Source organism: Adlercreutzia sp. ZJ138 (assembly GCF_011038935.1).
Taxonomy (GTDB): domain Bacteria; phylum Actinomycetota; class Coriobacteriia; order Coriobacteriales; family Eggerthellaceae; genus ZJ141.
In genome coordinates, this window is the sequence record NZ_JAAKEA010000016.1 from 35,096 (window position 1) to 59,563 (window position 24,468).

The window sequence follows — 24,468 nt, forward strand, 5'->3', positions numbered from 1 at the left end:
AAGGCTTGGGGCACCCCACATTGTTGCTCTAAGTTTTCATCGCGTACGACGTGCGCTTCATCAAGCTTTCACGGCAATTCGGGGCACCCTTACCCTTCTCGCTGACGTATGCGTTTGACCCATAACATTGTATGAACCATTTGCACCATGAGATAAGGATTCACATGACCGAGAACAACAAGACAGAGGTTATTGAGGACGACCCGATTGCGGTGCGCCGCGCCAAGCGCGAAGCGCTCATAGCTGCTGGTCAAAACCCTTACGGCCATGCTTTCAGCTACACGCACCACCTCGCTGACCTAACTGAGTTGTATGCCAACCTTGAAGACGGTCAGAGTACCGAGGATGAAGTGGTGGTGGCTGGTCGCATCATTGCCAAGCGCGATCAGGGTAAAATCATCTTCATGAATCTGCGCGACTCATCGGGTGACATGCAGCTGTTCTGTCGCGTTAATGCGCTGGGTGATGAAGCGTTCGCGGACATGAAAGACCTTGACATGGGCGACTGGATCGGCGTTGCGGGCACCATGATGCGCACGCGACGCGGTCAGCTTTCCATTGCGGTTGAGCGCTATGAACTGCTGAGTAAGTCGCTGCGTCCGCTGCCTGAGAAGTTTCACGGGTTAGCCGACAAAGAACTCCGTTATCGTCAGCGCTATGTGGATCTGATCATCAACCCCGAGGTGCGAGAAACTTTCGAGAAGCGCTTCAAGGTGGTTTCGGCCATTCGCCGTTACATGGAAGACCAGGGCTTTTACGAGGTTGAGACGCCGTTTCTTCATCCCATTCTGGGTGGTGCGAACGCGAAGCCCTTCGTTACACATTTCAATGCGCTTGATCGCGACTACTTTCTACGTATTGCCACCGAGCTGCCGCTGAAGCGCCTGTTGGTGGGTGGGTTCGAGAAGGTGTTCGAAATCGGCCGTCAGTTCCGAAATGAGGGCATGGATCCCTTCCATAACCCTGAGTTTACCACGATGGAGGCTTACCAGGCGTTCTCCGACCTCGATGGCATGATGGAACTCACCCAAGGTTACATTCAGGCGGCCGCCATGGCAGCCTGCGGTACGCTGCAGATTACCTATCAAGGACGAGATATCGACTTGTCGGGCAAGTGGCGTCGAGCAACTATGATCGAGCTGGCAAGCGAAGGTGCAGGAGACACGGTTGACTTCAGCCGTTCGCGTGACGAGTTGGTGGCTATTCTCGAACGCAACGGCGGGCACGCAGACAGCGCGTGGGGTAAGGGTAAGCTTATCGCTGAGATCTTCGAAGCGGTTGCCGAAGATAAGTTGGTGCAGCCGACGTTTGTGGTCGACCACCCGCTTGAAGTGAGTCCGCTCGCGAAGAAGAAGCCGGGTGCACCTGAGCTTACCGATCGTTTTGAGCTGTTTATCTGTGGGCATGAGTATGCCAACGCCTTCACTGAGCTGAATGATCCGGTCGATCAGGCCGAACGCTTCCGTGCACAGGTTGAGGCGAAGGATATGGGCGACGATGAAGCCATGGGCTACGATGAAGACTACATTCGTGCGCTCGAATATGGCATGCCTCCTGCGGGTGGTGTGGGTGTAGGCATTGATCGCTTGGTCATGTTGCTCTCCGATGCACCGAGTATTCGCGATGTGTTGCTGTTCCCTCATATGCGCGATGAAGCTCCTGCGGGTGTCAAGCTGCACTAACCACTCTGCGTCCATCAATCTTTCAATCGGCCTGCGCCTGCTTGGCGTGGGCCGATTCTTTTCGCGGGGTGTGTTGACAATGGATTGAGGATTTAACTCGCTTAGGATTCTTAACGACAATATTACCTTGGGTCAACATTGTAGAGCTCAAGGCGCATGGTATCATCGAGTTCAATCACAATGCCATTGGGGCTTTGTGTATGGGAAACAGGGATACTGGTATGCGGGGAGGAGTGTGGTCGTATGAGTCCGAAAGCTCATAAGAAGGAGAAATCGGCACCACGTCATGATTGGGGTATGGTCTTTGGCGGAGTGATGGTATTCATCGCAGGGTTTGTGCTTATGCTTTGGCCAGGGTTGACGCTGGTTTCTATTGCCACGGCGGCGGGACTTTTGCTTCTTGCTGTGGGTATTTACGATGTGATTGCGTATTTCCGTACGCGTAAGAGCGCAGGTGTATCGGGCTGGGTGATGGTTAATGCGGTGTGTGATATTATCTTAGGCCTTCTTTTCGTCACCCATCCTCTGATTACCGCTGAGGTCATACCCATGTTTATGGGAGTGTTCGTGTGTGTTTACGGTGTCTTCGCCATCGTGGCGGCGATTCGGTTGCGTAAGGTGGGCTTCGGCTGGGGGTTCATGCTGGCCAATGGTATTGTCGCCCTACTGTGTGGGCTGTCGTTTATACTGGTGCCGGAGTCGTTCGTGATTTTCCTCGGGCTGTTCTTGGCCATGCGCGGTGTAACCATGGCGGTGTTTGGCTTCATGGAGCCGCGCGCGGTGCCTTTCATTTAGGGGATCTGTGAATGCTGCGGCCCGCGCTGTGTTAAGCGGGCCGCTTGTCTAATACTTGCTATCGGGTTCGTCGGTGTGGTTGCGCTGATCGCTGGGCGGATTTGTGCCGACCATGCGATAGGTGATCGACGCGAGGAGCGGCATGAGAAACACCGTCACGGCTCCTGCTGCCACCAGTACGCCGGCCGTGCTCTGCGTCATGACTTCGGCGTTAACTGCAACCGAGGTGACGGCGACGATGAGGGGCAGAGCGGTGGTGCAGTACAGTGCCACCGTCGCGCGGTTGTGTTGCGACATGTCGCGAGTGTCCTTTCCCGTTGAAAGGGCTATGTATACTGGCAGGCAGCGGATGATTAACAACGAGACAATAAATGAAACCAGCAAAACCGGCCGTTGCGCCACCGACGTCAGGTCGATCTTCGCCCCAGATACCACGAAGAATAATGGGATCAGGAAGCCGTACGCGATACCGTCGAGCTTCGTTTCTAGGTTGTGATTTCCTTCAGGGATTACGTAGCGCAAGATAAAGCCCGCTGCGAAGGATCCCAGTACAATGTCGAGGTCGAACAGTGCTGAGAAAGCTACAAGCATCATCAGCATCAGTACAGTAAGGCGCATCATTGTTTGTGATGTGGTGTCAGCTCGTTCGGTAAGGAAGTGGTACAGCCTTGTGCCCGCGCGTTTCGATCGTGTGGGCACGATGGCCACGATCAAGCACAGTATGGCGAAGATCAGCAGGATGACGATCGTCTTCCATCCAGCGCGCGTCGACAGCAGTAACGCCATGGCGAGCACCGGACCGAGCTCGCCCCAGGTTCCGTATGCCAGCACCGATTCTCCCAATCGAGTTCCCATAAGTCCGCGTTCTTTTAAAATAGGCAACAGCGTTCCAAGCGCCGTGGTGGTGAGCGCAACGGTGAGTGCCACTACTTCCAGGTCGCTGGGGAATTCAAAGGCAAGGCTTAGTATCACGTAAGCTACAACAAAAGAGATTGCCCAGGTAGCGAGTCCGCGCTTGCCTTGGGAACCCATGAGGCTCTTCGGGTTTATTTCATAACCTGCCAACAGGAACAGAAATGCGAGGCCTAATTCGGACAGCAATGACACGGAATCGGTGAGCCAGATGACGTTTGCACCGTGTGGTCCCAGTAAGGCTCCGGCGAGCAGCAGCATTACCGTTTCGGGAACGAGCTTTCGAGGTATCACGTTCGCCACGATGGGGCAGAGGGCCGATACAAGCGCGATAATGGTAAGCGAAATGAGGTCGGCAGTCATGGTCGCGATCTCCGTTCGGTTGAGGCTGGTCAGGGTGGTTTACCAGGTTTAGCCGGTAACGTAGCACTATACCGTAACGCACGATACGAACGTGGCTCGGTATCGTCTTTCAAGAAAAAGAGGAAGGCGCGATCGAACTCGTATTCGGTCGCGCCTTCGATAAATCGTTACAACCAAGCATCAACGACATGACACCTTGACGCCACGACGTCGGTTTTCGTTGCGTGCCTTACGCCTTTGCGGTGCTTGCGTCGGTATCGTCCAGCTTGATGTCCTTTACGCTCACACCAACGAACTTCTTCATCACTACGAGCGTGCCCAGTGTGAGAACCACACCCAATGGCAGGCAGATAAAGGCATTCTGTACGAAACCGGCAATGACGAACATCACAAACGACACTACCGCCATGGTGATGACGTAGGGCAACTGCGTTGAAACGTGATCAACATGCAGCATGTTTGCGCCCGCCGATGCCATGACCGTGGTGTCAGAAATAGGCGAGCAGTGGTCGCCTGCAACTGCGCCAGCCAGGCAAGCGGAGATGCCGATGATGAGCAGCGTGGGATCGCTTGCAAAGATGGGCATGACGATAGGAATCAGGATACCGAAGGTTCCCCAGCTCGTGCCCGTGGAGAAGCCAAGGAACACGGCGACCAGGAAGATCACGGCGGGTAGCAGGTTGAATAGGCCCGGAGCCGCGCCTTCCATGAGTCCGGCCACGAACACGTCGGCACCCAGAAGGCCCGTCATGTTCTTCAGTGACACGGCAAAGGTAAGCACCAAGATGGCGGGCACCATGGCATTAAAGCCCGAGACGAACGACTCAGATGACTCGCGCAGTGTGAGCAAGCGGCGTGCCAGGAAATACAGGAAAGTGAACACGACAGCAATGAGCGAACCCCACGGAAGTGCCACGAAGGCGTCGGTGTTGCCGAAGGCTCCGATCACATCACCCGCAGCATCGCCGCCGAAGAAGCCGCCTACATACAGCATACCGCCGACGCAGCAGATAATGAGCACGAGGATGGGTACGAGCATGTCCCACAGGCTTGCCTTGCTGTTCTCGACGGCCGGCTCATCATCAAGTGCACCCAGGTTACCATTCTTGTACGCTTCAAGTTCGGCCTTCGCCATAGGGCCGTAGTCGAAGTTCAGGAAGATAAGCCCGACAACAAATACGATCATCAGCAACGAGTAGAAGTTGAAGGGGATGGCGTTAATGAACAGCTCGATGCCGTTTACGTTCAGGTCGGATGCCACGCCAGAGACAGCGGCGGCCCACGATGACACCGGAGCAATCATGCAGATGGGAGCAGCAGTGGCATCGATGATGAAGGCCAGCTTTGCGCGCGAAACATTCTTAGAGTCCGTGAGCGGGCGCATGACCGAACCAACGGTGAGGCAGTTGAAGTAGTCGTCCACGAAGATGAGCACGCCCAGTACGAACGAGGCGAACTGCGTTCCCACACGCGAGGTTACGTGCGCGGCGGCCCACTTGCCGAACGCTGCGGCGCCGCCCGCTTTGTTTACAAGGGCGACCATCATGCCAAGCATTACCAGGAAGATGAAGATGCCGGCGTTGTCGGCGACGGCGGGTATCATGCCGTCGTTGATGATGGCATCAAGGGTGGCAACTGGATTGAATCCGGCTACTAACAGCGCGCCCATGAGAATGCCGACGAACAGCGACACGTACACTTCTTTGGTTGCCAAGGCCAAAACGATGGCAACCAGCGCCGGAACCAATGCCCAGGCAGTGTTGACGAATTCCACGTCAATTCCTTTCCGCGGCGAGCCTGGACATGGCAGGGCGCGGTTGGAAAAACGGCGCGCAGCCATGGCAGCTCTCCGCATTTCGCGACAGTGCGCAGCATGTTCTGCTGCGCCCCAGGATTCGGTTGGCTCGGGGGCCTTTTGTCCGATCCTTCGGCGATGCTCCCTTTCGCCCCCGCGCCACCCGAGCGCTCAAGGTGGGGGTTACTGATGGACACCGCGCCTCTACCATGATTACAACGGACATATGGTAGCAGATTATTCGGCGGATGTGTATGGTTTGGTGGATAGGTACGGCGTTTTGACCGGTTGCACGGTGTGTACAGTGCACATCCGGCCATTTGGTGCGTTTCCGCTTGACGTTGCCGAATTGTAATGCCGTTGCTGCATTCTCTTTCAAAGGATATGACCAACCTGTCGCCGTGCAAAACAAGCGAAGTGGTACGATATGCGCGATGTGCACAAGCGGTCAAACAAGGGTGTACCATGTCGTGCGAAGCCAAGGCAAACACGTCGGTACCCGCAATCGCGTGAGAAAGAAGAGGTAGCATGTCATTCGAGAAATTCACGGATAAGGCACGCAAGGTACTCGTGCTTGCTCAGGATGAGGCGCGTAGCCTTCATCAGCCATATGTGGGAACCGAGCATTTGCTGCTTGGCCTTATTCAGGAAAAAGACGGGCTTGCCGCCCAGGCGCTCGACCGTTTAGGCGTCAAGCGTGACGCAGTGGTGCAAGCCATCCGTCAGGTGGTGACCATTGATGAAGAGACCGATGTGTCGGGGCACTTGTCGTTCACCCCACGTGTGAAGCGCGTCATGGAAAACTCGCTGCGCGAGGCCATGCAAATGGGACAATCCTACATATCCACCGAGCATCTGCTGCTGGGTATTGTGCGTGAAGGTGAAGGCACGGCGCTTGACGTGCTCGGCCGATTGGGCGTGTCGGGCACTGATATTCGTGGTGCGCTGAACGACCTGGTAGGACAAAGCCCGGTGTATGCCGGACGCAATCCCTTCGACGGTGCTGCCTCATCTGACAGTATGCTGAAGGAGTTCGGCACCGACTTAACGGCGAAGGCGCGTGAGGGTAAGCTTGACCCCGTTATCGGGCGCGCCGGCGAGATTGAGCGCGTTATGCAGGTGCTCTCCCGTCGTCAGAAGAACAATCCGCTACTCATCGGCGAGCCCGGTGTGGGCAAGACTGCCGTGGCCGAGGGCTTAGCGCAACTGATCGTGTCGAATCAGGTGCCCGACATTCTGCGCGGCAAACGCCTGTTTACGCTGGACGTGAGTGCTCTTGTTGCGGGAAGTAAATATCGTGGCGAATTCGAAGAGCGCCTGAAGAAGTGCATTAAAGAAGTCATGGATGCGGGCGACATTATCCTGTTTATCGATGAGATGCATACGCTCATCGGTGCGGGTTCGGCCGAGGGTTCCATTGATGCCGCCGCTATTTTAAAGCCGCCACTTTCGCGCGGTGACATTCAGGTAATTGGTGCCACCACGATAGAAGAGTACCGAAAACACCTTGAGAAAGACTCTGCGCTCGAACGACGCTTCCAGCCTATTACTGTTGGTGAGCCCAACGAAGAGCAAGCACTGCGCATCATGGAGGGTCTGCGCGATCGCTACGAGGCGCATCATCAGGTGCACTTCACTGACGAGGCTCTGCAGGCGGCGGTGCAGCTGTCGAGCCGCTATATTCAGGATCGCTTTTTGCCCGACAAAGCTATCGATGTGCTTGACGAGGCGGGCGCGCGCATGCGCATTCGCAACATGACACTTCCGCCCGAGCTGCGCGAACTCGATGAGAGTTTGCGCACGTGCCGCGCCGCCAAGGATGAAGCCATTGCCTCGCAGGATTTTGAGCGAGCCGCCCAGCTGCGCGACGAGGAATCCGATCTTAAAGCACGTCGCGAAGAGGCAGAGAAGCGCTGGGAGGAAGATTCCGCGAAATCGGTGCATCAGGTGACAGTTGAAGACATCGCCGATGTGGTGTCTATGACTACAGGTGTGCCGGTGAGTAATCTCACCGAAGCCGAAACCGAAAAGCTGCTGCGCATGGAAGGCGTGCTGCATGAACGCGTGATCGGCCAGGACGAAGCTGTTACGGCGCTGTCGAAAGCCATTCGTCGTTCGCGCAGCGGGCTCAAAGATCCGAAACGCCCCGCAGGTTCGTTTATCTTCTTGGGGCCGTCGGGCGTGGGTAAAACCGAGCTTTCTAAGGCGCTTGCCGAGTTCCTCTTCAATTCAGAAGATGCGCTTCTATCGTTTGATATGTCCGAGTACATGGAGAAGCATAGTGTGAGCCGTCTGGTAGGCAGTCCTCCGGGCTACGTGGGCTTTGACGAAGGTGGTCAGCTGACCAAGGCGGTGCGGCAGCGCCCGTATTCGGTAGTACTGTTCGATGAGATCGAAAAGGCGCATCCCGACGTATTCAACATCCTGTTGCAGATTCTAGAAGAAGGGCGGCTCACCGATTCCCAGGGCCGCAGCGTCGACTTCCGCAACACGGTTATCATCATGACGTCGAATGTGGGCGCGCGCGAGATCGCGCAACCGTCGACCCTGGGCTTTTCTGCCGACGGCGATACGGGGCTTTCCGATAAGGAAATTAAGAGTCGCGTGATGACCGAGGTAAAGAAGCTCTTCCGGCCTGAGTTCTTAAACCGCATTGATGAGATTATCGTGTTCAAGAGTTTGACGGCCGAAGAAATCGGTCAGATCGTAAACCTGATGGTGGGCGATCTACGTGAACGTCTGATCGCGCAGAACATGACCATCAACCTGACCGATGCCGCCTGTCATTTGGTTGCCAAGGAAGGCACCGACACTGCTTATGGTGCTCGTCCTCTGCGTCGCGCTATTCAGCGTCTTATCGAGGATCCTCTGTCGGAAGAAATTCTCGAGGGCAGATGGTCAAGCGGTTCGGTTATCGTTGCCGATGTAGACGAGTCGGGCGAGAAACTCGCGTTTTCAGCGGGCGAGGGGAGTATTCCCGCGCCGCGCAAGCATGACAGCATTGCTCGCGAAGCCGAGCTGTTGCTGACCGGGTATGATTTAGGACATGCGTCGTCGTCGGGTGGCGGTGCAGCCAGCGGTGGGGCCGCAGATTAACGAACGAAACGGTGCGCCGCGCATAGGGGGTGTCTCCCGTGTGCGGCGTGCTTGTGAGATAAGGGGAAATAACGGAAGGTGGGCGCCATGGAAAAGACGATGGATCCTGTGTACTCATCGGAGGTGCTGTCGGCGCCTGAGCTTTTGCTGAGCGATTTGAACTTCGATTTGCTTGCGCAATCGCTTCATGGCGTGTGTGGCGAGGTTGATAAGAATCCGAAAACCGCTGCTGTTATTCTTGCGGGTGGTACCGGCGAGCGCTTTGGCCGCGAGGGCGGAAAGCAGCTTGTTGAAATTGCGGGCAAGCCTATTCTTACCTGGTCGGCTGAAGCGTTTGATGCCGTGGGTGACGTGGGTCTTATCGTTATCGTGTGCCCCGAAGAGCGCCAGTCCGAGTATTTGGCGCGTGCTGTTGACCCCTTCCCGTTCGTTACGCCTATTGTTATGGCTCCATCGGGTCCGAGCAGGCAGGAATCGGCATTTTCGGGGCTTGAATACGTGCCCGAGGAATACGAGTACGTGGTCATGCACGATGGTGCTCGGCCGCTTATATCGCCTGACCGCATTAAGCACACCATCAACACGCTTAAGGGAAACATCGACGCCGACGGCGTTATTGTTGCGCATCCTTCCATCGATACGCTTAAAGTGGTGGAAAACGGCGTGATTATGGGAACGCCTGATAGGCGTGTGTTTTGGAATGCGCAGACGCCGCAGGTATTTCGAGCCAGCATTTACCGAAGGGCTCATGCATCGGCGTTGTCTGACGGATTTGTGGGAACCGATGATTCGTCGCTCATTGAGCGGCTTGGCGGGCGCGTTCTTGTGGTGGAGGGCAAGCGTGACAATATTAAGCTTACGGTGCCGGAAGACTACCTCATGTTGGCCGCTGCGGTCCGCACGGCGATTCTGAAGAGCAACGAGCAGATGAAATGATATCCTGTACGACAATGCCTTCGTTAGGTGAGGGCAAACGTAGGATGAAACGGATGGGATGATGGAAGATTTCTCCAGATTGCGCATAGGTCAGGGCATGGATGTGCATGCCTTCGCCGAAGGGCGCCGTCTCGTCCTTGGCGGGGTTGATATCCCGCATAGCCGTGGGCTTATGGGACATTCCGACGCCGATGTGCTTACCCATGCTATAGCTGACGCACTGCTTGGTGGTGTGCGCGGCGGCGACATCGGCAAGCTCTTTCCTGACACCGATCCTGCTTATAAGGATGCTGATTCATGCAAGTTGCTCGCTTCTGTGGCGCAGTTCGTACGCGAGCAAGGCTACGAGATTTTAGACGTTGACAGCGTTATTGCTGCCCAAGCGCCGAAGTTGTCTCCGTATCGCGAGCAGATGCGGAAGAATTTGGCTGGCGCTTTAGGCATTTCGATCGACAATGTGGGCGTGAAAGCGACAACCACCGAACATCTGGGGTTCGAGGGCCGCGAAGAGGGCATCTCGGCCACCGCGGTGTGTATGTTGCTCCGCTGTCAGACAGGGCGGCGGAGCTAACCGGTGCCGCGGAAACCTGCGGCATTTTGGGTGTGCTGTCTGCGCGTTGCGCGTAGGTAGCAACAACGTTACGCACCGATGCAGATAGGATTCTCATGAACATATTTAAGATCATCCGCGAGGATGTGCAGGCGGTTAAAGACCGCGACCCCGCAGCTCAAAGCTCGTTTGTCATCTGGCTCACCTATCCGGGTTTGCACGCCCGCTGGTCACATGTGATTGAACACTGGTTGTGGAACAAGGGGCTCAAAAGCCTTGCGCGAATATCGTCACAGTTCACGCGTTTCATGACAGGTGTTGAAATTCATCCGGGCGCGGAAATTGGTCGACGCTTCTTCATCGACCATGCCATGGGTGTGATCATTGGCGAAACCACCATTATCGGCGATGATTGCACGCTGTACCAGGGTGTCACGCTTGGCGGCACGGGGAAGGAGTGCGGAAAGCGCCATCCGACATTGGGCAACAACGTGATGGTGGGCGTTGGTGCGGCGGTGTTGGGTAACATCCGCATCGGCGACAACTCGAAGGTGGGCGGCGGTGCTGTGGTGGTGCGCGATGTTCCGGAAAACTGCACGGTTGTGGGCATTCCGGGGCATATCGTTATGCGTGATGGCAAGCATGTTGCTGCAGAACAGGACGACGCGAAACTGCGCCACGAGAATCTGCCCGACCCCATGGAAGAACGATCTGATCGCAACCGTAAGGCTATTGCTGATCTTCAAGAGCGCGTAAGCCAGCTTGAAGCGCTGCTCGCGCGAACGGCGGCGGAGGGTACGGTGAAAGATACGAATGAGGCTGAAAGGTAGGGCCATGTTGAAGTTGTACAACACCCAGACGAGGACGAAAGTCGATTTCGAGCCACGTGAGGCGGGGAAGGTGCACATGTACGTGTGCGGCCCGACGGTGTATAACTATATTCATGTAGGCAACGCACGGACGTTTATCAGCTTCGATATCATTCGGCGCTATCTTATGTGGCGCGGGTTCGATGTGACGTTCGTGCAAAACGTCACCGATGTTGATGACAAGATCATTGCAAAGGCGAACCAAGAAGGGCGAAGCGCCGCTGAGGTGGCGCGTGAATACACTGACGCCTTTATCGCCGATATGCGGCGTGCTGGCGTGCTCGACCCTGACATTCGCCCACGAGCGACCGAAGAAATCCCCGAGATGATCAAGCTTGTGCAGCGTCTTATCGACAGTGGGCGCGCCTATGAGGTTGAGGGCGACGTGTACTTTAGCGTGCGGAGCTTCCCCGAATACGGCAAGCTTTCGGGACGCAATGTTGACGAAATGGAAGGGGGGCACCGCGACTTGCGCGCCGACGGCCAGGGTCTTGCCGACCGCAAGCGCGACCCGCTCGACTTCGCGTTATGGAAGGCTGCCAAACCAGGTGAGCCGTCGTGGGAAAGCCCGTGGGGGCAGGGGCGTCCGGGATGGCACATCGAGTGCTCGGCTATGTCGCATAAGTACTTGGGGCTTCCGCTTGACATTCATGGTGGTGGCGCCGATCTGGTGTTCCCGCATCACGAGAACGAGGTGGCCCAGAGCGAAGCTGCGTATAGTTGCACGTTTGCACGCTATTGGATGCATGCGGGCATGCTTCAAATAGCCAATGCGGAAACAGGCGAAGCCGAGAAGATGAGCAAGTCGCTGAATAACTTCCTGCTGCTGCGCGACGCACTGGACATTGTGCGGCCCGAGGCGCTGCGCATGCTTATGCTGCAAACTCACTACCGCAGCCCGCTGGTGTTCGGGGATGCGCGTCTGGCTGAAGCCGATGCGGCGCTTGCTCGCATCGAGAATGCGGTGCGCAATGTTGATTGGCAGCTCGATCACACTTCCGATGATTCCGATGTGTCATCTGTTATCGACGCTGAGGCGCTGGATGTGGCGTGCGTGCAGGCAAAGCGTGCGTTTACCGAGGCAATGGATGACGATTTCAATGCTCCTGAGGCGTTGGGTGCGGTGTTCACGTTGGTGAGCGACATGAATTCGGCTATTGCTGACAAGACCGTGTCGGCGTGCGATGTGGCTGTGGTGCGCTCTGTGCGCGATGTGGTGGTTGAGCTCATGGGTGTGTTCGGTATCGATGTGGCTGCTGCGCAAGACGCTGCGGCTGGCGATGGGTATCCCGCCGAGGTGATTGCGCTTGCCGCCGACCTTGCAGGGTATACGGGAGACAGCGCTTCTGAAGCGGTTCAAGCGTTGCTTGCCGCTCGAACCGAGGCGCGTGCGGCGAAGAATTGGGCTGTTGCTGATCAGGTACGTGATGGTATGAAGGCGCTGGGCCTCGTGATCGAAGACACGCCGCAGGGTCCACGGGTGTCGATGGCGTAAAAGATACGCTATCTTCGAATAGCACCAGCACCGTCTGGGAAGATGACACCATTCGAACAGGTTCGTGTTTCCCTAGGTCGGATGAGGTTAAGGAAACAGTGCCTCATCCGACCTTTTACTTCACGCTCTTTCCACTGATCGGACGTGTTCGTAACGTTAGCGCTCATTAATTTCCGCTAACCTTTTCGTCTCCCAGCCATGTCTCTATGCACCTCATCAGGTGGTCGATTTCCAACGGCTTGGTAAGGTGCTCATTCATACCGGCAGCCTTACTGCGCTGAATGTCCTCCGAAAAAGCATCCGCGGTCAAGGCAATGATCGGAATTTCGGTAGCATCCGTACGGGGTAGCTTTCTGATGGCCCGAGTGGCCTCATACCCGTTCATGATCGGCATCTGGATATCCATGAGGATCATGTCATAGTAGTTCTCGCCCGATACTTCGAACTTTTTCAGGGCCTCCTGTCCGTTTTTCGCGCTCTCAACCGTCACGCCTGTCTCACCGATGATATCTTCCGCGATTTCTCGGCTCAGCACATTATCCTCGACCAGGAGAATCCTCTTTCCTTCCAGCTTCATGTCCGCGAACGAGGACTCCTTCGTAAGCTCCTTAGCGCCATCGTCGTCCATGATCTGATTAAATAGATATACTAGACGGGACTTAAACAGCGGTTTGGAAATGAACCCGTTAACACCTGCACGGCGCGCTTCTTCCTCTACGGCACTCCAATCATAGGCCGAGAGAATAATGATCGGCACATCAGCTCCAACATCTTTGCGGATCGCCCGTGCTGTTTCGATGCCGTCCATTCCCGGCATCTGCCAGTCTAAAATCACGGCAAAATAATCCTGATTTCTTCGGTGACGCTCACCTACCCGCTGCACGGCCTCCCTTCCACTCAGAGCATATTCGCTCTTCATGCCGATGTTCTCAAGGATTAGGCAAGACGTCTCGACGGCGTTTTTATCATCATCCACCACCAGCACCGGCAAGTCCGCGAACTTCTCCGTGTCAGGCGCCTGCGTCTCCACAAGCTTAAGGATCAGCGTTACAACAAATGTCGTGCCTTTGCCCAGCTCGCTCTCCACCGCGATATCGCCGTTCATCCTGCGGGCAATATTCCTCGCGATGGCCATTCCAAGCCCCGTGCCCTCGACCTTGCTTACCCTGGAGTCTTCCGCGCGGCTGAAGGGTTCGAACAGCTTCTCTAGAAACTCCTTGCTCATACCGATTCCATTGTCACGGAAAACAAATTCATAGCAGCCGTAGCCATAGGTATTGAACGGCTTCTCATTGATTTCCATTTCAATAGTTCCGCCCGGATTCGTGTACTTCGCTGCGTTTCCCAATATATTCATGAAAATCTGCTGCAGTCTCATGGTGTCGCCGATTACGCGCTCGTGCTCCACGTTCGCAATATGCACGTCAAAGTGATGTTTTCTTTCCTGCATGGAGGGCCGAATCATGGTGACCAGGCTTCCAATCAGATCAGAGAGATTAACCTCCTCCTCCATCAGATCGATTTTCCCGGATTCAATCTTGCTCATATCAAGAACTTCATTGATCAGCGAGAGAAGGTGCCGGCTGGAGATTGTGATCTTTTTCAGACAATCTTCAACACGCTCAGTGTCTTCCAGATGCTTTCCCGCGATGGCCGTCATTCCGACAATAGCGTTCATGGGTGTTCTGATGTCATGGCTCATTCTCGACATGAAATCGCTTTTGGCCGCGTTGGCGTAGTTGGCGGCGTCGCAGGCTTCTCTCAGCGCCTGCTGCTCACGTTCCTCCCGCAGCTTGCTCTCCGTCACATCCTGCGCCGCATACAGCGCCCGCTTTGGCCTGCCATCGTCTGTGGTCTCAGCCAATACGATACTGGCGCGAATCCATGCCCTGCGGTTGTTTTGATCGGGCAGCATGCGGTATTCGAAGGCAACCACCGGATGCTCCACACTTAAGGTATTCAGCAGTCTGTAGTAACTGACATATTCCAGATATTCCTCCCTGTCATCGACAGAGACAAAGTTCTGGGCATAAAGATTGATCGCCTGGGTGTAGTTCCTCTCATCGCCTAAAACGCGGCTGACCACGTCCTTCTGTCTGACGGGTCTGAGGGTCTCATTTTCAAGGTTGATATAATAGGTGGCGAAGAACATGCTGCTCAGGCTGTTGATAATAGAGGCCTTTTCGATGGACTCCCGGTAGGTCTGCTCCTCTGCAAGCTTTTCCGCCGTAATATCCCGTCCCAATACGTTGACCAGGGTCTTCTCCCCTTGACGGATGTAGAGCACGTGTTCCTCGGTCCACAGCGGAGATTCCCCCCGGTGTCTGTACTGGCACACATCCTCCCGAAAATCCTGCACCGTTTCAGCGTTCTTTCGGATATTCTCAAGGAACAACGTCTTTTCGAACACTCTTCTGTCCGCCTCTACGACCGTTTCCTTATAGGCCTTTTTGACATAATAATCATAGTCGCCCTCTGCGCGCCTGCCAGCAACGCCCTGCCGCAGATAGAACCTCTCGCAGATTCCGGTTTCCAGATCGATGGTGCTCAATATGCTGTACCTGGATCGGATAATGGCTGCCATTCTTTGGTCGTTGCGCCTTTGCTCCATGTCTCTTTTCGTCTGCTCGTCCACATCCTGAAAAGTCAGAATAGCGTAGCCGCTTTGTTTTTTGTTTTCTTTCAGATAGGCCGATATGGAGATATATCGCCAGGTGCCATACAAAAACACCCGACACAGAATGGTCTTTTTCTTCTCTCCGTTCTCCCACGCCGTTCTCATGGACTCCAGGGAGAGCTGGGTATACACCCTCTCCCGATCCTCAGAGGCTATGTAGCCGGCGCCGATACCCTGAAACGTGTTGTCCCAGAGGGAGTTTTCCGTGTCCACGTTCTGTCTGATCTTTTCTGTGGCCTGCACAATGTTTACGCGGCCTGTTTGTAGGTCTACGACATAAATCGCAAAGTTCGTCTCTCCCAGCGCGTTGATGATCTCCTGGTTGCGGATATTGACCTCTTCTCTTGCAAGCCCTTCCCTGAAGGCGTCGTGGATATCCTTCAGGCAGATCATGACCTTCTGGTTGTCGTCGGTATAATCAAAATCCGGAACGACCTCCAGATGGTGCCATCGGTAGGTGTCTCCATATTTTCGGCGATAGATACAGCTCAGCTTTTTTACACCCTTTTTCAATTCGGCTTTCGCGTGGTCGAAGCGGACGAAGCTCTCGTATCGCTCGATATCCTCTTCATAGACATAGCCGCATTGGGAAACGCCCAGGAACCAGTCGGAGAGAGAGGTCATGTGTCCGCGCAGCTCCTGCATCTCTTCCTCGTCAGCTTTCACGATCATGTAGCTGTCCGTCGTCAAATTCCCCCGCAAGACCTTGTGATAAATGTGATTGGCCACCTCCGCGTAGGGCGTGACGGCAATCACAAACGCCGGAACCTCTTCTTCCCAGAGAATGCGGGTGGCCGCAATCTCTACAACCTCACCAAAGGGATCACCATAATTTACCGAGCGAGCTTCGTTTTTATCTCCCATATACAGCAGCGGGCAGTTGTCGCAGGCGCCCTCCCACAATTCATGGCAGACCATGCCATTCTCAATGGTCGGCGCAATCTCTCTGACCCGCTTGTTGTAGTATAAAATCTTATGATTATCCTCCCTGATGACATAAACCGCCGTCATCTGAAGTGAATCCAGGATCAGTTCGTATTCCCGTGTTGCCATGTAGGTGCCCCCGCATTTATCATAGGTTTAGAGCGTTGAAGCTTCTTCTGCAAAGCCTCCGTCATTGTATCAAACGCGTCTTTTTTTCGGTTTCGAATTCCGTTACTGCTGTATTTTTCAATTCAATTATCGACCCCCCCGACATGAACTCGACGGCGAACCCGAGCGCATTGCCAGCCGCACCGTCCACAAGACAGCCTTGGAACTTGCTGAGGGAGCGCTCCCTCTTCTTGCGCTCGCACATAACCTCCACCATCTCGGCGTCATCCTTCGCTTTATAGAAGTCCCCAAGCAGCGTTTGTTTCAAATTGGATAGAATGGCAAGTATTCGAGAATCTTCTCCGGTTTTACAGGGGAAGCTAAGAGGAAAGGCGGCCTTTGATGCCTGGTTCTTACGAATACGAGCTTGTTCGAATAGATGATTATTTGGCGGCGTGAGCACTCTTTGCTTGTCATTGACTGTACATACGTTATTATATACTTGTCAGTGCGCAGAAGGAGGACATTGTGGCTGCCGCAACGTTAACCATGAGAATAGACAGCGATCTGAAGCGTGACGCCTCGGCGGTTGCCGAATACTACGGCTTCGATCTTTCTGGAGTCACCAGGGCGTTTTACAAGCAGATGGTTCGCGATCACGCCATTCCGCTTGATCTTGGCTATTCGAATGAAATACCCAATGAGGAAACGCTCGCTGCCATGAAGGAGGCAGAAGAGATCATCGCAAAAGGGGGCACTGGTCATAGCTTCAATTCTGCGGAAGAAATGTTTGCGTTTCTCGAAAGCGAGATAGACGAGTGAGCACGCTTGAGATTGAACCTCTTCCGTCATTTGCTCGCGACATCAAGCGACTATTGAAAAGACATGCTGACATTGCGAAGCTGAATACAGTTATAAACCTGATAGCAAAGAATACTCCCAAAGCTCATGTCTGGAGAAATCGACGTGTCACAAGTCGAGGCGCAGTTCTAAAGCCCTTCGTAGTGTGACCACATACGAACGACCTTTATCGTGCCGTCGAACCGCTGCCCATCCTCTTCGATGGTTTCAGGAATCACCTGGTAGACAAATCGATGTTGTAAGTTGATACGCCGGGAGTATAGGCCACTAAGGTTGCCAACGAGAGCCTCGTATGAAGGCGGGTTTTGAAACGGATCACGCCGGACTATTTCAATGAGTTGCTTTGCTTTCTTGTCGAGACCGACCGCCTTCAGCCTTTTCGCATCTTTGGCCGCCTGCTTAGTGAACTTCACGTGGTACATAACTACCACTCAAGTTCATCTTCGGTCAGGCAATCGTCGAGACTGGTTACCAGTCCTTCCTGCAAAGACTCGCTCATTCCGGGAATGCTTGCAAGGTAGAGCGTTTCCTCGATAGCCGCCCAATCGTCCTCTCCAATGAGTACAGCGCCTTTCCCCTTGCTATTGGTGATGGTGATGGGCGCACAGTTGGCATTGACCTGGGCGATGGTCTGATACATGTTCTGCCGAAACGCCGTTGCCGTAATGGAGGTCATGGTGGGCTCCTTCCTGAATTCTTGATTCCCACCATAACGTACGCTATAACGTACGTCAAGAGCACTTGCTCAAGTAAGTGCTATCACGCCGCCAAATAATCATTTGTGCGATTGTTTCTGGATGCTGGAATTAAACTTGAGTGCGGCGAATCGATCTAAGCATGAAGATCCGCCATCAGATCCTCTATCGAGCTGAAGCTTTCACCCTCGCCCGTAAGTGCCTGCTGTCGAGCTTCCAGGTTAGCAAGCCTAACCTCGTTCTCTCGAAAAGCGCGGTAATCATGGGCATTTACGATGAAATAGGCAGGTTCGCTATTTCTGAGTACCGTTACGGGTACACCATCCGCCACCTTTGCGAACTCGCGACTTGCGCCTCCGCGGCCAAACTTGCTGATAGGGACCATGGTATCGAGAGGGATTGTTACGGTCATTAGTAAAGCACCACCTTAATAGCATGTATATTTACATGCTATTATAAGCAGCGTATTAACCAAGTCAAGTTGTGTGGCTGCTTGCTGCTGAGTGTCGTCCCCCGGTCTTTTCCTCGTTGCGTATCGCATGGCGAGCTTCGATCGGCTATCATATTTCACTGTGAGCATGAGCGAAAGCTCACAGCAGAGCAGGAGAGTGCTGGAGGTGTCGCATTCGATGCTGAGTTTCTACACAGTTATCGTTTCGGAAGTCGTGCTTCTCATGGCGCTGCTTGCGTTCATGGCGAACACGAACGACATGTTCTCTAAGGACAAGAAAGGTCAGTTCCTACTTCTTTTCTCCAGCGTTATCTTAGGTATTCTCGCGGAATGGTCGGGAAGTGTGGCTGGTACCTTCGGTGGGGAATACCGCGAAGTTATCGTATGGACGAAGATGGTTGAGCTCACGGTGACGCCCGTTGTCCCGTTCATGTGCGCTGCGGCTTTGCAACCAGCGGCTCACGCGCCTGCGCGAAACTGGTGGTTCCCTGGCATTCTTATTGTTCACACTGCCTTAGAGGTTTTATCTGCCTTCGGAGGCTTTATCTACTACGTGGACGCCGACGGTGTGTTTCGCCACGGCCCGCTTTATTGGATCTACCTAATAACCTATTTGGGCGGTGCTATTTACGTGCTGTGGATTGGGTATCGCGTCAGCCGTCAGTATCAGGGAAAGAACAAGGTGATGCTCATCCTGATGCTAGGCTTTTTGTTGTTTGGCGTTGCCGCGAATCAGGTGGACAAGAGTGTCAAGTCTGCGTGGCTTACGGTTGCGATCATCGTTACGCTGCTCTACATTTTTTACAACGATATGCTTCAGCGCGTCGACGTGAAAACAATGTTGCTCAACCGTACCAGCTGCGAGAACCTGTTGGCCCGGCTGCGTAAGCCCGCAACAATCCTGCTGCTCGATATCGACTCCTTCAGAGCCGTCAACGAAGAGCGCGGGCGTGCTTACGGAGATCAGTGTCTTCAGGTGGTTGGCAACACGATCCGAAAGGTCTACGGGCAACACGGTAAGTGTGGCCGCATTAACGATGATGAGTTCTGTGTGATCCTCGATGCAGATAAGGACGCTACGACTACGCTTAATGAACAATTCCTCGCAGCTCTGAACGCACGTCGTGAGGAAGATCCGCGACTTCCGCACGTTTCTTTAGGATACGCTCGCTTCGACCCCGCTCGTGAAAGCGTACACGATGCTGAGCAGGCAGCGGCCTCTACTTTGCATTACAATAAGGAGCGCAACAAGATTAAGCACGGCCCCATTCCGCATGCCGCATCGCAAGAGAGTACGGCATCTCCCGCTCTAGCGCTTGCGGCAAGCCAGGAGTCGGCTTTGGAGGTGTTGGATACAAGCGAGTTGGAAGACCGTGCTTTTATCGCTTACGCAAGCACCTCAAAGCGCAGCTACCTTTATCTTTTCAATATGAGCACGGGGGTGTCCCGCTGGTCGCCAACTGCGGTAAGTTACTTTGACTTGCCGGGTGAGTATATGTACCAAGCAAACGACATTTGGGAATCTCGCATTCATCCGCAAGATCGGCAAATGTTCCACGATGACATCGAGAAAATTATAACTGGGCGCAAGCAGGTACACGAGCTTGAGTACCGGGTGAAGAACCGCTTGGGGGAATACGTCGTCTGCACGTGCCGGGGTGTGGTGCTCAAAGGTGATGGCATAAAGCCCGACTTGTTTGCTGGTACGATCGTCAACCACGGCATCATTGATGAGGTAGATCCCGTCACTAGCTTGCATGTGAATGCGGAGTTCGCCAAAAGCATTCACCGGCTGATCGAAGAGCGAACCCGCGCTTGTGTGGTCAAAGTGGGAATCGAGCATTTCCGGCACATCAACGCCATGTACGGGCAAGAAGGTGGAAATCAGGTCCTGCGGCTCTTCGGCATTGAGCTTCGCGATCTTGTTGCGGGTAAGGGGCAGGTGTTTCGCCTAGAGGGCGCGAAGTTCGCTTTCTACTTATACGATGCCGACCAAGATGAAACGCGCAAGCTCTTCCACCAGCTTCGTCACGTGGCGGAAAGCGACATTCAAATCAACGACCTGCGGATTCCGTTGCGGATATATGGCGGTGCCGTGCGGTTAGACCCCCAGCATCCCCGCAATGAGCACGTTGTGCGGAGCAGCCTCATCTACGCCATGGAGCAGTCGCTGGAAAACTATCGCAATGAGCTGGTTTTTAGCGAAGACATCAAGCAGATTATCAATGCCGAGAACATTCAGCTGCATGCAGAAATACACCGGAGTGCTGTGGAGGGCTGTCGGAACTTCTTTGTGTGCTACCAGCCTATTGTGTCTTTTGCAACTGGGAAGGTGATTGGTGCGGAAGCGCTGCTGCGCTGGAAGCAGGAACCGTACGGCGTCGTGTCGCCGGACAGCTTCATCCCGTGGCTCGAGAACAACCCTGCCTTTATCCCGGTAGGGAACTGGATTCTCCGTCAGGCAATACGAGAAACCGAGCCTTTGCGCCAAGTTAATTCGGATTTTATTCTGAACGTGAACATCGCGGACACCCAACTAAAACATGATGGCTTCAGGGAAGACGTCCTTAATACCCTAGCGGACGAGGGATGTGCACCTGAACGCCTTTGCCTGGAACTCACGGAGCGATGCCGGCGTTTGGACCCGGCTTTCCTTGAAGACGAGCTACGATTCTTCCGTTCCCGTGGCGTTTCCATTGCTCTTGATGATTTTGGAACGGGTATGTCATCTTTGGCGCTGCTGCTTCAGCTTCCCGTTGATGAACTAAAGGTTGACCGGGTGTTTCTTTTAAGCGCGCTGACTGACGAGAGAAGTCTCACGCTTTTGGAAACTATCGTTCAGAGTGCTCGGAAAGCGGGCCTGCGCACCTGTGTGGAGGGTATTGAGACACAGGAGCAGCGCGATCTGGTGGCTTCATTGGGAGGCGACTGTTACCAAGGGTACTTCGCCACCAAACCTGTTTCGATCGAGGGGTTCGTGGAGTTCTGCCGTGCGAACTGGGAAGCATGAGGGTAAGAACGTGGTGCAGGCGAAAAACGTAGGGCTGAAGAGCGTGGAGCTACTCGCGCCGGCGGGTGGTATGGAGCAGTTACGTGCAGCGATACGCTTCGGCGCCGATGCGGTGTATTTAGCCGCCGACCGGTTTGGTATGCGCCAACGCGCCCAGAATTTCACGCTAGATGAGTTGCCGGACGCCATCGCCTACGCGCATGCACGAGGCGTTTCCGTGCACGTGACGCTGAACACACTCATGGATGCCGACGATATTGCGGCGCTGCCGAGCTATTGCGCTGCACTCGCTGAAGCGGGGGCTGATGCGTTCATTGTGAGCGATTTGGGGGCGCTCGCTGTTGCGCGCCGCAGTGCGCCAGGGGTTGACATCCACGTGAGTACGCAGGCGAGCGTGTGCAACGCCGAAGCGGCGCGCGTGTGGTATAGCTTGGGTGCGCGGCGCGTGGTGTGCGCTCGCGAGATGAGCGTAGCTGATATTGCTCGCATGCGCCACGACGTTCCCGATGACTTGCAGCTTGAGGCATTCGTGCACGGTGCCATGTGTGTGGCGTATTCAGGACGCTGTCTGCTATCGGCGGCGATGACGGGCAGAAGTGGCAACAAGGGGCACTGCTCTCAGTCGTGTAGGTGGAGTTACGAGCTGGTCGAAGAGAAGCGTCCAGGCGAGTACTACACGCTTGAACAGGATGCACGCGGTAGCTACGTGCTCAATGCTAAGGATTTGAACATGCTTTGCTACCTCGATGACTTGGCTTGTGCGGGCGTGTCGTCGTTTAAGATTGAAGGTCGCAACAAGAAAGCCGCCTACGTAGCCACGGTGGTGCATGCATACCGCCAGGTGATGGACGGTGCCGACCCTGCCGAGGCAGAAGCCGACTTGTATGCTATATCTCATCGGCCGTACGGCACGGGGTTTTACTTTGGCGAGCCCGACCAAACGCTTGAGCGCGACGGCTATGTGAAGGAATGCCTGCATGTGGCCACGGTGACATCGTGCGAACCGATGAGCGATTCCGCCACAGCCTATACGGTTACAACAACGTGTCATAACCGATTCTACGAAGGGCAAGTTGTTGAGTTGGTCACGCCGTCGCGACCGATCGAACGTTTCACTGTGAGCGGTCTGCACTGGTTGCCTACGCCTACCGACGACCATCCGAATCTGCGTGCTCAGGCGGTTGATGTAGCGAACCGAGCCATGGATTCCTACTCGTTTACTTCGCCTATTCCGTGTGAACCAGGTGATTTCCTGCGGGTGCGCATCGAGGATAGCCAGGCGGGCTAAGCTTTGTTCGCGCTATGCTTTCAAAAGCACCTTTTCTAGGAGGTGCAGTTCATCGGGGGTGTTCGCGTTCACGAAGCACCAACCTTCCGGCTCCGCTTCGCGTACGCGGTCCATAGTGAATTCATTCACGTTAATGACGCCGAACAGGTCGCTTGCGCGCGTGTGTCCGTAATCGATCAGTTCGGCAACGCTTGCCAGGCACGTGTCGCGGCGGTACACCGAATGGAAGGGCTCGTAGCCGTACTGGTTGCGCGGCACCGCTGCGTCGGCTCCGGACTGAATAAGGTCGAGTGCTTCAGCGCAGATCAGGCGAGCGGACGCACATGCCATATCGCACGCCACGACGCCAACCAGCGGGTTTGTTGCAGCATGCAGTGCAGTGTATAGGCCAAGCAGTGCGCCGCGCGTGTCGAAAACGTCGCGCACCAGGTGGATGTTGAGTTCAGGGAAGTCATTAGCGAGGAAGTGTAAGTTCTCCGGTTCGTTTGTGGTGATGATCAGCTCGTCGGCCAGCGGGCTTAACCGCTCTACCAGCCGGCAGATGAGCGGACGCCCCAAAAACGGTACGGTAGCCTTGCTTTGTCCCATGCGGCGGCTTTCGCCACCCGCTTGAATGACGATGCTTAACTTGGGACGCACGAAGCTAGCCTGTACAAAGTCGGCGAGTTCGGTTATGTCGTTCAAATCGAATACAGGAATGCCGCATGATTCTGCGGCAGTGCGTGCTTGTTCGATGTCGGTAACCACAGCGACAGTGGCCGCAGTGGGCATTTTGGTTGCGAAGTCTTCGCTGGGGTCGTACTGAGCAGTGTCGTGTAGTGCTGTGTCGGATGACAAAGGTGCCTGAAAATGGGTGATGCCCAGCTTCGCGTTGCGCGCCATCTGCACGAAGTCGGCGCTTAAGGGCAGACCCTTGCGCACGCATTCAGCGAACGCCTCGGCTACGCGCTCGTCAGCGGGGTTGTCGGCCCGCATCACTTCGATGGTGGGAAGCGCGCTCTTTCGGTAGCCTTCGACGATAACGATATCGTGATTGGGCATGCTGCGCACGATGTCCAGACATTCGGTTTCGCCGTCGGTGGTTTTTACGCGCGCGATTTTGCCGGGGGCGGCAATGACGGTTTCGCTTGCGCCCGCCGCACGGTGCCGGTAGGAGTCCTTGCCGGGGATATCGATGTCGAACCCCACATGCCCATGGTGCTTCACGCTGCCCACGTCCAACCCGCGCGACACAAGCTCGGCGATAAGCTTCTCTATCAGCGTGGTTTTTCCCGAGTTGTGCCGGCCGACGATAGAAATCGCAGGGCTCAAGATGTCCATGGTTCCCCTTTCATGGCGTTGGATGCGTTCCGGTTTTGTCCGGCTTTGTTTCCCCGGCGGAAAGTATAGCATTCGCGTGCAAGTGGGGTAGGAAATGGTGGGAATGAAGTATAGTGAATTGAGGATAATTTGTTGCGGATCGGTTACGGATCGGTTCCGCGCGTTGTCAGACGACAAGGAGAACATCATGACTAAGCCCCAACCATCTCTCGATCAGTGGCTCGCCGAGGCGAAGCTGAGTCCGAACGCCGACAAATGCGGCATGTTCCTTGTGCATAACGGCGTGGTGCGCACAACACCGAAAGCCCAGGTACGTGAAGGTGTGGAAGGCTTGGGTGAGGTTGCCCAGATAGAGTTTTCCTACGATGCGGAAGGTCTTGACGCTGCCATTAATGAGGCGCTTTCCTGGGAAGGCGTGTACTACGTACGCGTATGGATGAATGAAGGCGCGCTAAACGTGGGCGACTCCATCATGTATGTGCTAGTTGGTGCTGACATTCGCCCGCATTGTATCGATGCGCTGCAGCGGCTTGTAGGTAAGATCAAAAGCGAGCTGGTGGTGGAAAAGGAAATTATGGCGTAGCTTTGTTCTAGCTGTTATAGTGTGAACATAACAGCTAGGGTAATGAGGCGCCTGCGCG

General features: G+C 54.9%; 20 protein-coding genes and 1 riboswitch. Of the genes, 12 read left to right on the forward strand and 8 right to left on the reverse strand.

All coding sequences use genetic code 11. From position 1 onward, the window contains the following. The first annotated feature begins 164 nt into the window (after positions 1-164). Positions 165-1,682 (forward strand): lysine--tRNA ligase, encoded by a 1,518-nt coding sequence (lysS, locus tag G7Y43_RS07530; protein ID WP_165045653.1) that lies wholly within the window; start codon positions 165-167, stop codon positions 1,680-1,682. 243 nt (positions 1,683-1,925) lie between these two features. Next, a complete protein-coding gene (locus G7Y43_RS07535; RefSeq protein WP_165045655.1) occupies positions 1,926-2,477 on the forward strand; it encodes an HdeD family acid-resistance protein in 552 nt (183 codons plus the stop codon). 48 nt (positions 2,478-2,525) lie between these two features. Here the strand turns inward: G7Y43_RS07535 and G7Y43_RS07540 are convergent, their stop codons facing one another. Both G7Y43_RS07540 and G7Y43_RS07545 read right to left on the reverse strand, forming a co-directional pair. Continuing rightward, complete coding sequence (locus G7Y43_RS07540; RefSeq protein ID WP_165045657.1) at positions 2,526-3,752, reverse strand: cation:proton antiporter; 1,227 nt, start codon at positions 3,750-3,752, stop codon at positions 2,526-2,528. Between the two features lie 229 nt (positions 3,753-3,981). After that, entirely contained in the window at positions 3,982-5,526 is a 1,545-nt protein-coding gene (locus tag G7Y43_RS07545; protein ID WP_165045659.1) for a Na+/H+ antiporter NhaC family protein, read from the reverse strand. A gap of 60 nt (positions 5,527-5,586) precedes the next feature. Further along, a riboswitch (Lysine riboswitch) is annotated at positions 5,587-5,762 on the reverse strand. Between the two features lie 11 nt (positions 5,763-5,773). On the opposite strand from G7Y43_RS07545, the gene G7Y43_RS10730 reads away from it, so the two are divergent. From G7Y43_RS10730 to cysS, 6 genes are all read left to right on the forward strand, one after another. Further along, positions 5,774-5,902 carry a hypothetical protein gene (locus G7Y43_RS10730; RefSeq protein WP_255464354.1) on the forward strand — a complete coding sequence of 43 codons (129 nt, stop codon included), beginning with the start codon at positions 5,774-5,776 and terminating at the stop codon, positions 5,900-5,902. A 173-nt stretch (positions 5,903-6,075) separates the two neighbouring features. Further along, positions 6,076-8,643: an ATP-dependent Clp protease ATP-binding subunit gene (locus tag G7Y43_RS07550; RefSeq protein ID WP_165045661.1), complete on the forward strand. Its 2,568-nt coding sequence runs from the start codon at positions 6,076-6,078 to the stop codon at positions 8,641-8,643. An 87-nt stretch (positions 8,644-8,730) separates the two neighbouring features. Continuing rightward, on the forward strand, positions 8,731-9,579 hold the full coding sequence (gene ispD / locus G7Y43_RS07555) for a 2-C-methyl-D-erythritol 4-phosphate cytidylyltransferase (protein WP_165045663.1): 849 nt from the start codon (positions 8,731-8,733) through the stop codon (positions 9,577-9,579). A 58-nt stretch (positions 9,580-9,637) separates the two neighbouring features. Further along, positions 9,638-10,150 carry a 2-C-methyl-D-erythritol 2,4-cyclodiphosphate synthase gene (ispF, locus tag G7Y43_RS07560; protein WP_165045665.1) on the forward strand — a complete coding sequence of 171 codons (513 nt, stop codon included), beginning with the start codon at positions 9,638-9,640 and terminating at the stop codon, positions 10,148-10,150. 95 nt (positions 10,151-10,245) lie between these two features. Further along, a complete protein-coding gene (gene cysE, locus G7Y43_RS07565) occupies positions 10,246-10,959 on the forward strand; it encodes a serine O-acetyltransferase (protein WP_165045667.1) in 714 nt (237 codons plus the stop codon). A 4-nt stretch (positions 10,960-10,963) separates the two neighbouring features. Beyond that, entirely contained in the window at positions 10,964-12,493 is a 1,530-nt protein-coding gene (gene cysS / locus G7Y43_RS07570) for a cysteine--tRNA ligase (protein WP_165045669.1), read from the forward strand. A gap of 166 nt (positions 12,494-12,659) precedes the next feature. Here cysS and G7Y43_RS07575 read toward each other — a convergent pair whose 3' ends face one another. After that, positions 12,660-16,223: a PAS domain-containing hybrid sensor histidine kinase/response regulator gene (locus tag G7Y43_RS07575; protein WP_165045671.1), complete on the reverse strand. Its 3,564-nt coding sequence runs from the start codon at positions 16,221-16,223 to the stop codon at positions 12,660-12,662. A 61-nt stretch (positions 16,224-16,284) separates the two neighbouring features. After that, positions 16,285-16,665 carry a hypothetical protein gene (locus G7Y43_RS07580; protein ID WP_165045673.1) on the reverse strand — a complete coding sequence of 127 codons (381 nt, stop codon included), beginning with the start codon at positions 16,663-16,665 and terminating at the stop codon, positions 16,285-16,287. Between the two features lie 65 nt (positions 16,666-16,730). Here G7Y43_RS07580 and G7Y43_RS07585 point away from each other — a divergent pair, with 65 nt between their 5' ends. Next, positions 16,731-17,024 (forward strand): type II toxin-antitoxin system RelB/DinJ family antitoxin, encoded by a 294-nt coding sequence (locus G7Y43_RS07585; protein ID WP_165045675.1) that lies wholly within the window; start codon positions 16,731-16,733, stop codon positions 17,022-17,024. A gap of 167 nt (positions 17,025-17,191) precedes the next feature. Here the strand turns inward: G7Y43_RS07585 and G7Y43_RS07590 are convergent, their stop codons facing one another. The 3 genes from G7Y43_RS07590 to G7Y43_RS07600 form a co-directional block, all read right to left on the reverse strand. Continuing rightward, on the reverse strand, positions 17,192-17,485 hold the full coding sequence (locus tag G7Y43_RS07590; protein ID WP_165045677.1) for a Txe/YoeB family addiction module toxin: 294 nt from the start codon (positions 17,483-17,485) through the stop codon (positions 17,192-17,194). 2 nt (positions 17,486-17,487) lie between these two features. Beyond that, positions 17,488-17,739: a type II toxin-antitoxin system Phd/YefM family antitoxin gene (locus G7Y43_RS07595; protein ID WP_165045679.1), complete on the reverse strand. Its 252-nt coding sequence runs from the start codon at positions 17,737-17,739 to the stop codon at positions 17,488-17,490. 155 nt (positions 17,740-17,894) lie between these two features. Then, the gene (locus G7Y43_RS07600; protein WP_165045681.1) at positions 17,895-18,170 is read right to left on the reverse strand and encodes a hypothetical protein; all 276 of its coding nucleotides are present in this window, start codon (positions 18,168-18,170) and stop codon (positions 17,895-17,897) included. 217 nt (positions 18,171-18,387) lie between these two features. Between G7Y43_RS07600 and G7Y43_RS07605 the strand changes: the two genes are divergently transcribed. Further along, positions 18,388-21,219, forward strand: coding sequence for an EAL domain-containing protein (locus G7Y43_RS07605; protein ID WP_165045683.1), 2,832 nt, complete (start codon positions 18,388-18,390; stop codon positions 21,217-21,219). After that, the gene (locus tag G7Y43_RS07610) at positions 21,200-22,507 is read left to right on the forward strand and encodes a U32 family peptidase (RefSeq protein ID WP_241158198.1); all 1,308 of its coding nucleotides are present in this window, start codon (positions 21,200-21,202) and stop codon (positions 22,505-22,507) included. The genes G7Y43_RS07605 and G7Y43_RS07610 overlap by 20 nt, the downstream gene beginning before the upstream one ends. Positions 22,508-22,519: 12 nt before the next feature. Here G7Y43_RS07610 and mobB read toward each other — a convergent pair whose 3' ends face one another. Then, positions 22,520-23,827, reverse strand: a complete 1,308-nt coding sequence (gene mobB / locus G7Y43_RS07615) for a molybdopterin-guanine dinucleotide biosynthesis protein B (protein ID WP_165045685.1) — start codon at positions 23,825-23,827, stop codon at positions 22,520-22,522. A gap of 187 nt (positions 23,828-24,014) precedes the next feature. Here mobB and G7Y43_RS07620 point away from each other — a divergent pair, with 187 nt between their 5' ends. Next, the gene (locus tag G7Y43_RS07620) at positions 24,015-24,410 is read left to right on the forward strand and encodes a molybdenum cofactor biosynthesis protein MoaE (protein WP_165045687.1); all 396 of its coding nucleotides are present in this window, start codon (positions 24,015-24,017) and stop codon (positions 24,408-24,410) included. The last annotated feature ends 58 nt before the right edge of the window (positions 24,411-24,468 follow it).